The organism is Escherichia sp. E13S3, assembly GCF_004212325.1.
Lineage (GTDB): Bacteria > Pseudomonadota > Gammaproteobacteria > Enterobacterales > Enterobacteriaceae > Escherichia.
The window spans coordinates 64,313-79,184 of the sequence record NZ_RHJR01000012.1 but is presented as its reverse complement, the minus strand read 5'-3'; the positions used below and the strand labels follow the sequence as shown (position 1 = coordinate 79,184).

Genomic DNA, 14,872 nt, shown 5'->3' with positions numbered 1-14,872 from the left:
ATCATGAACAGGCGATGGCCAAATTTATGTAAAACGGTCCTGGGGCTGTTAATTGCAGGAATATCACTGGGAATGAATGATGTCCGCGCAGATGACATTTGCAAAAATGGCGCAATGGTCCCTGATGAATATTGTCATTTTTTTGTCCACTATGGGCCAGAGAACCCAGGGAAACTGGATATCCGGATCAGTGATGCGTTAAAAATACCCGATCAGGATGCAGCGAAAACTCGCTCCATCGGGTTGATTATTGCAATTTCAAAATATCCACTATTACACGCAGATATTCCGGCAGCCGCGGTGGATGGCCAAAGAATGGCTGATTTTCTGATCAACGGACAGAAGTTTGATGAGGTTATTCTACTAAGAGATCAGGAAGCTTCATTAGATAATATTAATTATTTTTTAAAGGAATATTTACCTGCCAGAGGGATGATGTTTGATAAGAAAGCTCGCTTGTTAATTGCTTATTCAGGTCATGGTCGTTTTGGCACTCAAAATGGTAATTCTGATAAAGCCCCTGCATTTGTATTGAGCAACGCTACGGATATTGATGGTTCAAAAGGGATGTATGAAATGCCAGCTCTGAACACACAACTTAATATTCTGGCAAAGCGTTATTTCCATGTTCTGACTTTAGTCAATGCTTGCTTTGGTTCTGGCTTGTATGGCATGACTATCGGCGCGGGTAATTCTAACTCGTACAGTAATCCTGGTGCCTATGCAATAGCTGCCGGTGATGATAAAACAGAGGTTTACTCACTGGAGGCAAAGCGCGGTAGTGTCTTTTTCGATACAATTATCAAAGGAGTAACGAATGGCGTTGCCGACGAACGTTTTGGTAAGTCGTATATGGTAAAGGTAGATGGAAAAAAGGAATACTACGCAGGAATAACCAGAACGTTGAGTTTATTTATCTATGTTAATGATCAATATTCAGATATTAATGAAAAACTGGATGAACAAGGTAAGGGATTACATTTAAGCGATGCCTGGATAGGTGCAACAGAAATGCCCGCGGGTCCTGGGGGATTCTTCTTCATCAATGAACCTGCGGCAAATCGTCTGGATAATAAGACTCAGCTGGCTGCGGGTAAAGCAGGGGAGTTTACGAATATTGATGTGGCCTCATTCTCGATTGATAAGTCAGCCCCTGTCCCCGCAGATAATCAGGAAAAAGATAATAAATCGATTGAGATTCCTTATGGCCCCGTAAGTGCAATTCCCAACCGTCCTGACATACGTATTTTTAAAACGCCGGAAATTTACCCGATTCACGGGCATGATATTTCTTCTAACGATGGTGAAATAGACTGGAAATTATTCCAGGAAAAATCGTCTGCGCGTTTTGTTTATGCGAGAGTGGTTGGCTGGAGAGGCCCCGATTCATCATTTAAGTCTCACTGGAAACAATTAGCTGATTCCAAATTTGACCGTGGAGGTTATTTCAAATTTGATTTTTGTCGCACACCTGAGGCGCAATTGGAAACAGCAAAAAGTCTCCTGCCCGCAGAGCCGAAAATGTTACCGCCCGGTATTTTGTTGGTAAATCCTGAAGGTGAAGATACAACTCAACTAAACTGCTTTAAAAAATCGGGAATGGCTAATGCACGGAATGATATTTTACGTTTTGCCGATTTAATCTACCAAAATTATCATAAAATACCCATATTTTATGGAAATCATAATAATCTGTCACATTTTATGGATAGCCGATTCGAGCAGTATATGGTGTGGATGGGGTATTGGGGACAAGCTGGTGTGAAGCTTGAAGGACGCAATCCCTGGACGCTTTGGCAATATTCAGGGAATGAAACGGTGCCGGGGATCGGTCACAGCACGGAGTCTGAAGTTTTCTTTGGTACTGAGGAACAATATGTTCAGTTTAAAGCTGGCGAGAATAATGTCGCGCTGGCTGCTGTTAATTGAATAATAAATAAGACTGGATGGCGAATAAACATATCGCCATCCAGTTTCTGCAGGTTATTACTTCACCTGTTCTGGTAGTGTGTTATTCTCCATATACAATGTCTGGCTGGGGAAGGCAAAATCTGCGCCATGCGACTGTACAATATCGATAATTTTCAAATATACGTCCTGCTGGGCAGCAAGCCATTCGGCCCAAACCGTGGTTTTGGTAAAACAATAAACCATAATATTTAGCGACGAATCGGCAAACTGGTTGAAATAAACCAATAGGGTTTGCTGCTGGTCGATGGCGGGATGATTTTTAAGCATTTCGCGTACCGCTTCGACAATAACGCCCACTTTAGCCGCATCTTCATAACGTAAACCAATGGTCGTAGTAATACGACGGTTGGTCATTCGTCCTGGGTTTTCTACGCTGATCGACGAAAACAGTGAGTTCGGCACGTACAGCGGACGATGATCAAATGTGGTGATTTTAGTCATTCGCCAGCCAATTTCTGCCACCGTTCCTTCGATATTTCTGTCAGGAGAACGGATCCAGTCGCCAATACTAAAGGGGCGATCAAAATAGAGCATAATGCCGGAAAAGAAGTTACTCAGAATGTCTTTACCGGCCATACCCACTGCAAGGCCACCAATACCGCCAAAAGTCAGCAAGCCTGAAAGGCTCATGCCGAAATGTTCGCCATAGAGCAGAACAATGACGATGATAATGCTGATTTTAATGATCCGCGACATAATCCGTGCACTGGTAATATCGCGGCCTTTTTTAATCTGCTTCCGTTCAAACTGATTGATTAGAAGGAATAACTTAACCGTCAGGATAAGGGCTATCAGCGACGTACAGATAAAATCAACGGCGTCCGGTGTGATAAATTTGAGTTTGTAGTTTTCGATGACATAATTAATGATGCTACCAACAGCACTGATAATTATGGTGTAGATTAAAAATTGCACTGCGTGGAATAAGAATCCTTTTCTTTTATGATTTCCACGGCGAAACCAAAAGCTCATAAGAATCAATGCTGCGCAACTACCGAAAATAATGACCAGATTAAGCGCATTATTTGTAAACAGTTCAGCGATCATTGTTTTATCAGGCTCCTCCAGATTGTTGACGTCATGCCGGAAACCCCTGGCGGGGTTATTTTATCGCGATAATTCATGCATATCATCAATAGACAGGGAAGGAAGTAGCAACATTAGCTAATTTATCAACGAGTTGATGATATGTTACGCGACAATCTATTGCTTTCAGAGCAGACAACACCAAAATGTCATGGTATTGTTACACACAAGTAACAAAGGGTTTATCTGCAAAAGGATTACATTATGATCATGGCGAAACTGAAGTCAGCGAAGGGGAGAAAGTTTCTCATAGGTTTGTTGGCGGTTTTCATTATTGCGGCGTCGGTAGTGACTCGCGCGACTATCGGTGGTGTTATTGAACAATACAATATCCCGCTGTCCGAATGGACGACATCAATGTATGTGATTCAGTCATCGATGATTTTTGTCTATAGTCTGGTCTTTACCGTGTTACTGGCAATCCCGCTGGGTATTTATTTCCTTGGCGGAGATGAGAAGTAAGTAAAAGAAAAGGCCCGTAACTTCGGGCCTTGAAAGCAAGTGACGAACGATTAATCGTCGTCTTCGTCATCCAGTTCGACAGGTGTCTGGTATTGGTCGGGTTTAATCACCAGCAGGTCGCAGCGAAGATGATCAATCACTTGTTCCGCCGTATTGCCAAGGAATGCCGCAGAAATACCAGTGCGTCCTACGGTTCCCAGAACCACAATCCCTGCCTGTAAATGCTCCGCTAAATCGGGAATCACTTCTTCCGGTAGACCTTTTTCGACATGCGTCATTTTCTCGTCAATGCTGAATTTCTGCCGCAGGGCTTTCATCGCCAGTAAATGTTGCCCGCGAATAGCATCGTTATAAACGCTTGGATCAAATTCCGGCAGTTCAATCGCAATATTGATGGGGGTTACTGGATAAGCACCAACCAGATGTACCTCGGTGTGGTTGACCTGGTCCGCCAGTTCGATCGTCTCCTTCACCAGTTTTTCATTGAGCGCATTATGATACGGCTCTTCGCTGGCGAGATTCACCGCCACCAGTGCCTTACCCCCTTCCGGCCACGGTTGGTCTTTCACCATCCACACCGGGCTCGGGCATTTGCGTAACAGGTGCCAGTCTGTTGGAGTAAAAATCACCGCTTCCAGGCGGTCATGTTGGTGCGCCATTTTTAGCACCAGATCGTGCCCACCGCTAAGTACTTCCTGAATGATGGCTTCGAAAGGACGGTTATGCCAGACCACTTTAATTTCAATGGGAACGCCAGCGTTAAGATAATATTTCGCCTGCTCGTGGATCCACGCAGTACGCTGACTAATGACGCCCTGACGCATGGCGGTCCGCTCGTCCGGGGAGAGTAGGGTAGTCATCTCGTATGAGAAGTCATAAATAGGCAAAAAGGCTTTAATTTTGCCACCAATCCGTTGATGCAAATAAACAGCTCGCCGTAATGCGGGTTGATCGTCCTGATTAGGATCGATAACAACAAGCATGTTCTGATACATAGCCATACAGAGTCTCCTTACAACAACTGTCAATGCAGTTTGTATTAAAAGAGTAACCTGGATCTGGTGAATGAAACAGTGATGAACCTTCTGCCAGATCAATAAATGAGAAAAATTTAATGATATGACAGAAGGATAGTGACTTATGCGGAAAAATCAGGCGACGTTGCGTGTATGACCGGCTAGTTGGGCCAGCGCATCGTTATTTTCGATGGTGATATATTTACCTTTAACTGCCAGCATGCCGCTTTTCTGGAAGCGCCCCAGCAGACGGCTGATGGTTTCTACCGTCAGGCCCAGATAGTTACCGATATCGCCACGAGTCATCGTCAGGCGGAATTCACGAGGGGAGAAGCCGCGTTGGGCAAAACGACGGGACAGATTATAGATAAATGCAGCCAGACGTTCTTCGGCATTTTTCTTCGACAACAGCAGGATCATGTCCTGATCGCCTTTAATTTCGCCGCTCATCAGACGCATCATTTGTTGGCGCAAATTTGGCATTTTACCGGACAGATCGTCCAGCGTTTCGAACGGAATTTCACACACCATCGAGGTTTCCAGTGCCTGGGCGAAGCTTGGATGATGACCGCTGCCTATGGCATCGAAACCCACCAGATCGCCTGCTAAATGAAAGCCAGTGATTTGCTCGTCGCCTTGCTCTGTAATGGTATAACTTTTAATCGTACCGGAGCGGATGGCATAAAGCGATTTAAGTTCATCACCAGCCTTAAACAGCGTCTGGCCTTTCTGAATAGGCTTCTTTCGCTCAATGATATTATCAAGCTGATCAAGCTCATGTTCGTTGAGTGTGAACGGGATGCAAAGCTGACTGATGCTGCAATCCTGGCAATGGATAGCACAACCGCCAGACTGAATGCGCCGTATAATTCGCTTTTCCGGGATCATAGGTCTGCTCAAGCCGTAATTGATATTTGTCAATTTTAACATCTTTTTAGGGAGCAAGTAAGTCTAAGCAAACCTTAACAGCGGAGAATTCCGATAATAGATGTAAATTTATGTCTATCTAATTGAAAAACCTTAGATTGTTAAGGGTAACTTTACGTAAAACTGTGAGCAAGCAGGCACAAATTGCTTAATGTTTACAGTAAAAGATAACCTTCATGGCGCAATAGCCACTCTTTTCGCTGCACTCCGCCTGCATATCCTGTCATCGTGCCGTTTCGGCCAATGACCCGGTGACAAGGCACCACAATACTGATCGGGTTTGCACCGTTGGCTGCGCCGACGGCACGCGCGGCCCCTGGGCGGCCTAGTTGTTCTGCCAGTTGACCGTAATGCATTACCTGTCCACACGGGATAGTCCGTAGCGTTTTCCATACTTCCCGTTGAAATGGCGTACCGCCGGTGGCAGTGGGTAGGGAATCAATAATGCTTAGATTACCGGCAAAATAATCACGAAGTTTATCGCTTAACCCGCCGGGATTGGTGGCGGAAATACGCTCATAACCTTCTTTGCGATAATGGATGTCCAGCAATTGCACCATGCGATCGCTATACTCTTCCCACTCAACCGCCCGCAGACGAAATTGTTCATCGCAAATAACCCACAGAGGACCCAGTGGCGTGGCAATTTTTTCTTCAAGTAATCTCAGCATCCGTTCTCTCTTAAGATAAATGTGGGTAAACCCCCGGACTAATCAGCAGACCGACAAGATACCACGCAAGCAACATTAGCAGCCATACCACAAGAAGATAAGAGGGTACGGTACGACTAATGAATAGTAGGTACCTGGATTAGTTTCCGGTTTGAACGATAGCGCTGAAGTGGATTTCCGGGCTAAATGCGTCTGCCGCTTCGTTACTTCTCCCGACACCAGCGAGAATGTGGTTTTCTGCAATGCAGACAAATGAATAAAAAAATAGAGTCTGTCGACATCCGCCAGACTCTACAGTACACACAGCAGTGCATCCGCGTCTTGAATCCGGCCTGCTTCCTGTCAGCCGGTGACAGTGTTATAACGGTTTTGCCCATCAGTTGCCAATTTTCTTCAGTGACAGATTTCACGAAAATATAAGTTAAAACGTTCATCTCGTGATTGAATAATCATGCATCGTTAATCGACTGGTGAATTTAGCGGGTGATTAACCTGTGCGGCGTTTAAACATATTGCAGAATGATTTGCTTAAGTATATTTCAGGCGAAGTGCAACAAATTGCCGTCATCATATATTGGTTGCTTGATGGACAAATCGCCTTAATTAGGGCCTGTGCAGGCTCACTCCCGGCCTAAACTGTTCGATACTGCAACCAGGCTGGTATAAAATGCCCCGCCTGCGGAGACACTAGCCTGTATGGAGCAAGATGTTGCTTCAACTTGCGAAGTGAACAATGCAGCAAGCATCAGATATATGAACAATTAACTCGTCCGGATCACGACGTGCGAAGGTACATAGGAGGTTACATGAACCTTGACGACAAATCGCTGTTTCTTGACGCCATGGAAGATGTCCAACCACTGAAACGCGCTACTGATGTCCACTGGCATCCTGTGCGTAACCAACGCGCGCCACAGCGTATAGACACGCTGCAACTTGATAATTTCCTCACCACAGGATTTCTCGACATCATCCCGCTAAATCAGCCCCTGGAATTTCGTCGGGAAGGTTTGCAACATGGGGTGATCGATAAGCTACGCAGCGGCAAATATCCGCAACAGGCTAGCCTGAATTTACTTCGGCAGTCGGTGGAAGAGTGCCGCAAAATGGTGTTTAGTTTTATTCATCAGGCGCGGGCGGATGGTTTGCGTAATGTACTTATTATTCACGGCAAAGGCAGAGAAGATAAGTCTCACGCCAACATTGTCCGTAGTTATGTCGCACGTTGGCTGACAGAGTTTGATGATGTACAGGCTTATTGCACCGCGCTACCGCATCATGGCGGCAGCGGGGCGTGTTACGTTGCACTGCGTAAAACAGCGCAGGCGAAACAAGAAAACTGGGAGCGTCACGCTAAACGCAGTCGATAATTCATTGACGCTTCCGCGCTAGTGAAAATATCAAGCCGCCAGTACGCGGTTGCGTCCGTCATTTTTCGCCCGATACAACGCATCATCTACGCGTTTAAACAGTTCATCGATGCCTTCATTGCCTTCGTGATGTGCCACGCCAATGCTGACCGTAAAACGCGGTAAGCCAGAAATACTCACTTTTGCCACGCTCAATCGGATAGTTTCAGCGAGAGAAATTGCGGTATCCAGCGGAGTTCTGGGTAATAACAAGACGAACTCTTCACCTCCCCATCGAAACACCATATCGCCTTTGCGAGCGCAGCTTTCGAGCGTACGTGCCAGAGTGCATAAAACTTCATCACCTTTCTGATGACCGTACAGGTCATTAATATGCTTAAAACGATCGGTGTCGATAAGCAGCAAACTGTAATCCTGAGCGATTGCGAGATGCTGCATCTGGCCTTGCTCGGTGATGTGATAAAATTGTCGGCGGTTAAGTAACCCCGTCAACGCGTCATGGTGAGCCGCGTGTTCCAGTTGTTGTTCCAGCCTTTTTTGCTCGGTAATGTCATGCACGATGCATAACATTAACTTGTCGCCATAAATCTCAATTGGCCCGGCATAAGTTTGCACATGGCGAGTGGAACCATCTGCCAGCTTATGGACAAAGTTAAGAGGTTTATGTCCGCCGGGTAAACGTGAAATTTCATGCATGACAGGCATCACACGACGCCCAAGAATATTAATTTCCCAGGTGTGTTTCTGACAGATTGTTTCATGGTTATAGCCATAGAAATTGAGTGCGGCCACATTGGCGTCGACAATTTGGCCATCACGCGAGGGATCTATCAACAGCATTGGCGCGGAATTAGTCAGAAAAAAACGCGCATAAAACCCTTGTTTTTTACGCTGATAATTTGCAGATCGGCTGGCTTTTAAGCCCAGACTTGCGGGTGTCTCCATCCCTTCAAATATGATCACTTCCCCAGTATCACTAATCTCTTTGAGGGTTAACCGACAGCTTAGTGCTGTCTCTTCACCATTACGCTTGACCGTGAGAATTTCTACAATATCGAGTTGGTTATGCAGGTCTACGAGATATTTTGGTAGTTCGTTTTGGGAGGAGACGGAATAGAGGCCGGTTCGTAGCTGACTAAAAGTGAGTTCTTGCATCAACAGTTGCGCAGCGCTATTGGCATAAATTAACCGTTCCTCGAAGGGGGAAACGATCCAGACAGGACTGGTTAATAAGTCCAGGGTATTGAAGTTGTGCGTAGTCATTGAAATCCCGTTATTTTTATCAATTTTCTATTGTTATCTGATCGCAAAAATGCCACCACAAATGATCAGATAATTCTGATAATGATAGACGCTATTTAACACTTTACCCCTTTTCTAATCATGAAAAGTATTTTGCTTTCTGTATTTAGTTTTGACAGGATTTTATTAATCATTTCAGGGTAATGGGGTGAGGAGATGTTGCGTAAGATAACCAGAAGACTAGACTACAAAATAAAGCATTGATAATGGAGGCACTGTGGAAACGATTAAGGGAGCGGACATAAATGTACCGGATGCAGTATTTGCCTGGATGTTGGATGGTAAAGGCGGCGTTAAACCGCTGGAAAATACAGATGAGATAGATGAAGAGCATCCCTGCTGGCTCCACCTTAATTATGTGCACCATGACAGCGCGCAGTGGCTGGCAACGACGCCATTGCTCCCAAATAACGTGCGTGACGCGCTGGCAGGGGAAAGCACGCGACCCAGAGTCAGCCGTCTTGGTGAAGGGACGTTGATTACGTTGCGCTGCATTAATGGCAGTACTGATGAACGTCCCGACCAGCTGGTTGCCATGCGTGTTTATATGGACGGTCGGTTCATTGTCTCGACCCGACAACGTAAAGTACTGGCGTTAGACGATGTAGTTAGCGATCTGGAAGAGGGGACCGGCCCGACTGATTGCGGAGGCTGGCTGGTGGATGTGTGTGATGCATTAACCGATCACTCCAATGAGTTTATAGAGCAACTGCACGATAAAATTATCGACCTGGAAGATAATTTACTTGATCAACAAATTCCGCCGCGCGGTTTCCTGGCACTACTACGAAAACAACTCATTGTTATGCGTCGCTATATGGCGCCGCAGCGAGATGTTTATGCTCGCCTTGCCAGTGAGCGCCTGCCCTGGATGAATGACGATCAACGGCGCCGAATGCAGGATATTGCTGACCGTCTTGGGCGCGGTCTGGATGAGATTGACGCGTGCATTGCGAGAACTGGCGTGATGGCGGACGAAATCGCCCAAGTGATGCAGGAAAATTTAGCCCGCCGTACTTACACAATGTCATTGATGGCAATGGTCTTTTTACCCAGTACATTTTTAACCGGGCTATTTGGCGTTAACCTCGGCGGTATTCCCGGTGGAGGATGGCAATTTGGTTTTTCGCTTTTTTGTATTCTGTTAGTTGTTCTTATTGGTGGTGTTGCTTTATGGTTGCATCGTAGTAAATGGTTGTAACAAAAGCAATTTCTCCGGGTTTCTGTATACAAAAACGCCGTAAAGTTTGAGCGAGGTCAATAAACTCTCTACCCAATCAGGGCAATATCTTTCACGCAGGTGAATGCAACGTCAAGCGATGGGCGTTGCGCTCCATATTGTCTTACTTCCTTTTTTGAATTACTGCATAGCACAATTGATTCGTACGACGCCGACTTAGATAAGTCGGCTTTTTTTTGTCTGTTATCTGTCAACGTCTACCCTTTAAGAGTCTACCCAATGACCAAAGGGAAATATGATGACACTCATTTATTTGCAAATTCCTGTCCCTGAACCGATTCCTGGCGATCCCGTCCCAGTCCCCGATCCAATCCCTCGTCCACAACCTATGCCCGACCCGCCGCCCGATGAAGAACCGATTAAATTGTCGCAACGTGAGCGTAGATCTGCGAGGATACGCGCCTGCTAACTTTGCGCTGATGACCACGAGAATAGATTGTGACCGCTTTTTCTACCCTGAACGTTTTGCCTCCCGCCCAGCTCACTAACCTTAATGAGTTGGGTTACTTAACCATGACACCGGTGCAGGCCGCCGCACTTCCGGCGATCCTTGCTGGAAGAGATGTTCGCGTGCAGGCGAAAACCGGCAGCGGAAAAACCGCGGCATTTGGCCTCGGGTTGTTACAGCAAATTGATGCGTCGCTGTTTCAGACTCAGGCTTTAGTGCTGTGTCCGACTCGTGAACTGGCGGATCAAGTCGCAGGGGAGTTACGTCGGCTTGCGCGTTTTCTACCAAATACCAAGATCTTGACCTTATGCGGCGGTCAGCCGTTTGGCATTCAGCGCGATTCACTGCAACACGCGCCGCATATCATCGTGGCAACGCCGGGGCGTTTGCTGGATCACCTGCAAAAAGGCACTGTTTCGTTAGATGCGTTGAATACGTTGGTGATGGATGAAGCCGACCGTATGCTGGATATGGGTTTTAGCGACGCAATTGATGAAGTCATCGGTTTTGCGCCAACTTCTCGCCAGACGCTTCTCTTCTCTGCCACCTGGCCGGAAGCGATCGCCGCGATTAGCGGTCGTGTACAACGAGATCCCCTGGCGATTGAAATAGACACAACAGATGCTCTGCCGCCTGTTGAACAACAATTTTATGAGACATCCAGCAAGGGCAAAATTCCGTTGTTGCAACGGTTATTAAGTTTGCATCAGCCAGCGTCTTGTGTGGTGTTTTGTAACACCAAAAAAGATTGCCAGGCTGTGTGTGACGCACTGAATGAAGTAGGGCAAAGTGCATTGTCGTTACATGGCGATCTGGAACAGCGCGATCGCGACCAGACGTTGGTTCGTTTTGCCAACGGTAGCGCTCGTGTGCTGGTAGCGACCGATGTCGCTGCGCGTGGTCTGGATATTAAATCGCTTGAACTGGTGGTGAACTTTGAGCTGGCGTGGGATCCTGAAGTTCATGTGCATCGTATCGGGCGTACGGCGCGTGCCGGGAATAGCGGTCTGGCAATCAGTTTCTGTGCGCCAGAAGAAGCACAGCGCGCCAATATCATTGCCGACATGTTGCAGATGAAACTTAACTGGCAAACGTTACCAGCCAGCAGGGACATTGTGTCGCTGGAGGCAGAAATGGCAACGTTGTGTATCGATGGCGGGAAAAAAGCCAAAATGCGTCCGGGTGATGTATTAGGCGCGCTGACAGGAGATATCGGGCTTGATGGTGCGGATATTGGCAAAATCACCGTGCACCCAGCGCATGTCTATGTCGCAGTGCGACAGGCGGTTGCTCATAAGACATGGAAGCAGTTACAGGGCGGCAAGATTAAAGGAAAAACTTGCCGGGTACGGCTGTTAAAATAACGAAATGTTGAATTGCCTGATGCAAGGATAAACATCTTCTTCGGCATTGCCGGATGCGACGCGGACCGCGTCTTATCCGGCCTACATGAGTAGCCCGATAAGCTTGCGTATCGGGCGCTATTCTGATTATTTCACTTCAACCACATTCAGGCGCAGTTCATCCAGCTGATTTTCGTCTTCTTCAGGCTGCCAGCCCGCCGGTTGTAGTGGGAGCTCTTCGCGATCAAACGCCAGATCACCGCCGTTAACCACTTCTGAACCGTGGGTAATGCCTTTGAAATCGAAAAGACTGGTATCGCACAGATGAGACGGCACCACATTCTGCATCGCGCTGAACATGGTCTCGATACGTCCCGGATAACGCTTATCCCAGTCGCGGAGCATATCGGCAATCACCTGACGTTGCAGGTTAGGCTGTGAACCGCACAGGTTACATGGAATAATCGGGAACGCTTTCGCATCGGCAAAACGCTGAATATCTTTTTCGCGGCAGTAGGCCAGCGGACGAATCACGATATGTTTGCCATCATCGCTCATCAGTTTCGGTGGCATCCCCTTCATCTTGCCACCGTAGAACATATTTAAGAACAGCGTTTGCAGGATATCGTCGCGGTGGTGACCCAGTGCGATTTTCGTGGCTCCCAGTTCTGTTGCGGTGCGATAAAGGATACCGCGACGCAGACGAGAGCAGAGCGAGCAGGTGGTTTTTCCTTCAGGGATTTTCTCTTTTACGATCCCGTAAGTATTCTCTTCAACAATCTTATACTCAACGCCCAGCTTATCGAGATACTCCGGCAGGACGTGTTCCGGGAAACCTGGCTGTTTCTGGTCGAGGTTAACGGCAACCAGCGAGAAATTGATTGGCGCGCTTTGCTGCAAATTACGCAGGATCTCCAGCATGGTATAGCTGTCTTTGCCCCCGGAGAGGCAAACCATAATGCGGTCACCATCTTCAATCATATTGAAGTCAGCAATGGCTTCGCCCACGTTACGACGCAGACGTTTTTGCAATTTGTTCAGGTTGTATTGTTCTTTCTTACTAATTTCTTGATTTTGCGACATTTAATAGCGACTCAATTCGTTATATGGCATCAGAAAAGTATGCGTCATGCCGGAACGCCCAGCATAAGAAATCTGATATAAAAACTGTGGCGTGTATGGTACGGATTAGAGGGGAAAATGTCAGCACATTTGCGAAATGAATCAAAAAGCCCGCAGCGGTCTGCGGGCGTTAGTGTTAGCGCACGACCAGCACTGAGCACTCTGCGTGACGTACTACGGCAGCGGCGTTAGAGCCGAGCAGGTAGGTGGTGATATCCGGTCGATGAGAAGCAATGATTATCATGTGAGCAGGGATTTTTTTCGCCATTTCCAGAATACGGTCTTTTGGCGAACCTTCTTCAACATGGACATGCACTCTGTCAGTCGGCAGTTTGAATTTTTTAATGACTTCTTCCAGTTGCGATTTGGCTTCCGCTTTCAGGTCATCCATTGCCGGTAACTCTGCGGAATACGCTAATCCCAGAGAGGCATAGTAGGGTAGCGAAGGTATTACCGTCAGGAAATGAACCTCTGCATCATCAATCTTTGCCTCTGCCTCAACGTGGCTAATCACACGTTGAGTTAATTCTGAATCTGAAATATCGATAGGGACAAGAATCGTTCTGTTCATAAAACCTCCTGTTTTAGTATCCGCATAAAGTGTAACGCCAGATGACTCATTTTGTGTAATGACGGAGTTCACATTTTTAATTTAGATCAAGGGAGGATAAATATGAAGAAAATGCCCGCCAAACGGCGGGCAGGCAAGATTAAAACTGGTATACCAGACCTAAAGCAACGATATCATCGGTAGAGATACCGTTCGCAGCGTAGAAGCTGTCATCCTCATCTAGTAGGTTGATTTTATAATCAACATAGGTGGACATGTTTTTGTTGAAATAATATGTTGCGCCAACGTCGGCGTATTTAACCAGATCTTTATCGCCATCAGTACCGACCAAATCGTTGCCTTTAGACATCAGGAAGGAGACTGCCGGACGCAGGCCAAAATCAAACTGATACTGGGCAGTAACTTCAAAGTTCTGGGTTTTGTTGGCAATCGTATTTGCTGAATTGCCGTAAGGCGTCATGTTACGGGTTTCAGAGTACATGGTTGCAAGGTAGATATTGTTAGCATCGTATTTTGCCCCTGCCGTCCATGCGTCAGCCTTATCGCCTTTTGCAGTAGAGAATTCAGCCTGTTGGTTGGTACGATCAGAACTGGTATACGCAGCACCAATGCTCACCCCCATACCTAAGTCGTAGGTAGAGGAGATACCGAAACCGTCGCCATTGGCATTCTTAATATTACGACTGCCACCGTTTGCAGTACCTTCTTGCTCATGACTAACCTGGTTTTCGTTCGCTCCCTGATACTGCAACGCAAAGTCCAGGCCATCAACCAGACCGAAGAAATCGGTGTTACGGTAGGTCGCGACGCCGTTTGCACGACCGGTCATATAGTTATCGGCTTTGGTATAAGAGTCGCCACCGAATTCAGGCAGCATATCTGTCCAGCCTTCGATGTCGTACATCACACCATAATTACGACCATAGTCAAATGAACCGAAGTCACCAAATTTCAGACCGGCAAATGCCAGACGAGTCCAGGAGTCGCCTTTATCATTTTCAGAGCCATTAGCCTGAACGTTATATTCCCACTGACCATAACCGACCAGTTGATCGGTAATTTGAGTTTCGCCTTTAAAACCAAAACGCACATAAGTTTGATCGCCATCACTATTCGCATTATCAGAAAAATAATGCAGGCCATCGACTTTGCCGTACAGGTCTAATTTATTGCCGTCTTTATTATAAATTTCTGCTGCATGTGCAGCACCTGCGGCGAGCAGGGCAGGGATTAAGAGCGCCAGTACTTTGCTTTTCATTGAATAAATCCTTTAGTTATTTTATTTGCCTTAATTTCCCCTGTTTGGGGAATGAAAACATCCTAAAGGAGAAGTTCAGTTAGCA

14 protein-coding genes and 2 pseudogenes are annotated in these 14,872 nt (G+C 46.6%); 6 read left to right on the top strand and 10 right to left on the bottom strand.

What is annotated here, in order from left to right; translation table 11 throughout:
- Positions 1-3: 3 nt before the first annotated feature.
- Positions 4-1,929 carry a GH25 family lysozyme gene (locus tag D9597_RS12495; RefSeq protein WP_130222732.1) on the top strand — a complete coding sequence of 642 codons (1,926 nt, stop codon included), beginning with the start codon at positions 4-6 and terminating at the stop codon, positions 1,927-1,929.
- Positions 1,930-1,986: 57 nt separating this feature from the next.
- On the opposite strand, the gene ynaI is transcribed toward D9597_RS12495, so the two are convergent.
- Entirely contained in the window at positions 1,987-3,018 is a 1,032-nt protein-coding gene (gene ynaI, locus D9597_RS12490; RefSeq protein ID WP_130222730.1) for a low conductance mechanosensitive channel YnaI, read from the bottom strand.
- A gap of 243 nt (positions 3,019-3,261) precedes the next feature.
- Between ynaI and D9597_RS12485 the strand changes: the two genes are divergently transcribed.
- Positions 3,262-3,519 (top strand): DUF2534 family protein, encoded by a 258-nt coding sequence (locus D9597_RS12485; RefSeq protein ID WP_130222728.1) that lies wholly within the window; start codon positions 3,262-3,264, stop codon positions 3,517-3,519.
- A gap of 50 nt (positions 3,520-3,569) precedes the next feature.
- Here D9597_RS12485 and uspE read toward each other — a convergent pair whose 3' ends face one another.
- The 5 genes and pseudogenes from uspE to D9597_RS23585 form a co-directional block, all read right to left on the bottom strand.
- Complete coding sequence (gene uspE, locus D9597_RS12480) at positions 3,570-4,520, bottom strand: universal stress protein UspE (RefSeq protein ID WP_130208771.1); 951 nt, start codon at positions 4,518-4,520, stop codon at positions 3,570-3,572.
- A 150-nt stretch (positions 4,521-4,670) separates the two neighbouring features.
- On the bottom strand, positions 4,671-5,423 hold the full coding sequence (fnr, locus tag D9597_RS12475; RefSeq protein ID WP_000611911.1) for a fumarate/nitrate reduction transcriptional regulator Fnr: 753 nt from the start codon (positions 5,421-5,423) through the stop codon (positions 4,671-4,673).
- A gap of 194 nt (positions 5,424-5,617) precedes the next feature.
- Positions 5,618-6,133, bottom strand: a complete 516-nt coding sequence (gene ogt, locus D9597_RS12470; protein WP_130208908.1) for a methylated-DNA--[protein]-cysteine S-methyltransferase — start codon at positions 6,131-6,133, stop codon at positions 5,618-5,620.
- Positions 6,134-6,143: 10 nt separating this feature from the next.
- Positions 6,144-6,289: pseudogene (locus tag D9597_RS23180) on the bottom strand (AbgT family transporter); the annotation flags it as partial.
- A gap of 274 nt (positions 6,290-6,563) precedes the next feature.
- Positions 6,564-6,668, bottom strand: a pseudogene (locus D9597_RS23585) (AraC family transcriptional regulator); the annotation flags it as partial.
- Between the two features lie 271 nt (positions 6,669-6,939).
- Between D9597_RS23585 and smrA the strand changes: the two are divergent.
- Positions 6,940-7,503, top strand: a complete 564-nt coding sequence (gene smrA, locus D9597_RS12465; RefSeq protein ID WP_130208769.1) for a DNA endonuclease SmrA — start codon at positions 6,940-6,942, stop codon at positions 7,501-7,503.
- A 30-nt stretch (positions 7,504-7,533) separates the two neighbouring features.
- On the opposite strand, the gene D9597_RS12460 is transcribed toward smrA, so the two are convergent.
- Positions 7,534-8,766, bottom strand: coding sequence for a sensor domain-containing diguanylate cyclase (locus D9597_RS12460; RefSeq protein ID WP_130216110.1), 1,233 nt, complete (start codon positions 8,764-8,766; stop codon positions 7,534-7,536).
- A gap of 256 nt (positions 8,767-9,022) precedes the next feature.
- Here D9597_RS12460 and zntB point away from each other — a divergent pair, with 256 nt between their 5' ends.
- The 3 genes from zntB (at position 9,023) to dbpA (ending at position 11,857) form a co-directional block, all read left to right on the top strand.
- Complete coding sequence (zntB, locus tag D9597_RS12455) at positions 9,023-10,006, top strand: zinc transporter ZntB (protein ID WP_130208765.1); 984 nt, start codon at positions 9,023-9,025, stop codon at positions 10,004-10,006.
- Positions 10,007-10,280: 274 nt separating this feature from the next.
- Positions 10,281-10,454, top strand: a complete 174-nt coding sequence (ynaL, locus tag D9597_RS23520) for a protein YnaL (RefSeq protein WP_276319618.1) — start codon at positions 10,281-10,283, stop codon at positions 10,452-10,454.
- Between the two features lie 29 nt (positions 10,455-10,483).
- Entirely contained in the window at positions 10,484-11,857 is a 1,374-nt protein-coding gene (gene dbpA, locus D9597_RS12450) for an ATP-dependent RNA helicase DbpA (RefSeq protein WP_130222726.1), read from the top strand.
- 126 nt (positions 11,858-11,983) lie between these two features.
- Here the strand turns inward: dbpA and ttcA are convergent, their stop codons facing one another.
- The 3 genes from ttcA to ompC form a co-directional block, all read right to left on the bottom strand.
- Positions 11,984-12,919, bottom strand: a complete 936-nt coding sequence (ttcA, locus tag D9597_RS12445; protein ID WP_130216114.1) for a tRNA 2-thiocytidine(32) synthetase TtcA — start codon at positions 12,917-12,919, stop codon at positions 11,984-11,986.
- Positions 12,920-13,094: 175 nt separating this feature from the next.
- Positions 13,095-13,529 carry a universal stress protein UspF gene (gene uspF / locus D9597_RS12440; RefSeq protein WP_130216116.1) on the bottom strand — a complete coding sequence of 145 codons (435 nt, stop codon included), beginning with the start codon at positions 13,527-13,529 and terminating at the stop codon, positions 13,095-13,097.
- 139 nt (positions 13,530-13,668) lie between these two features.
- A complete protein-coding gene (gene ompC / locus D9597_RS12435) occupies positions 13,669-14,787 on the bottom strand; it encodes a porin OmpC (RefSeq protein ID WP_130222724.1) in 1,119 nt (372 codons plus the stop codon).
- Between the last annotated feature and the right edge of the window lie 85 nt (positions 14,788-14,872).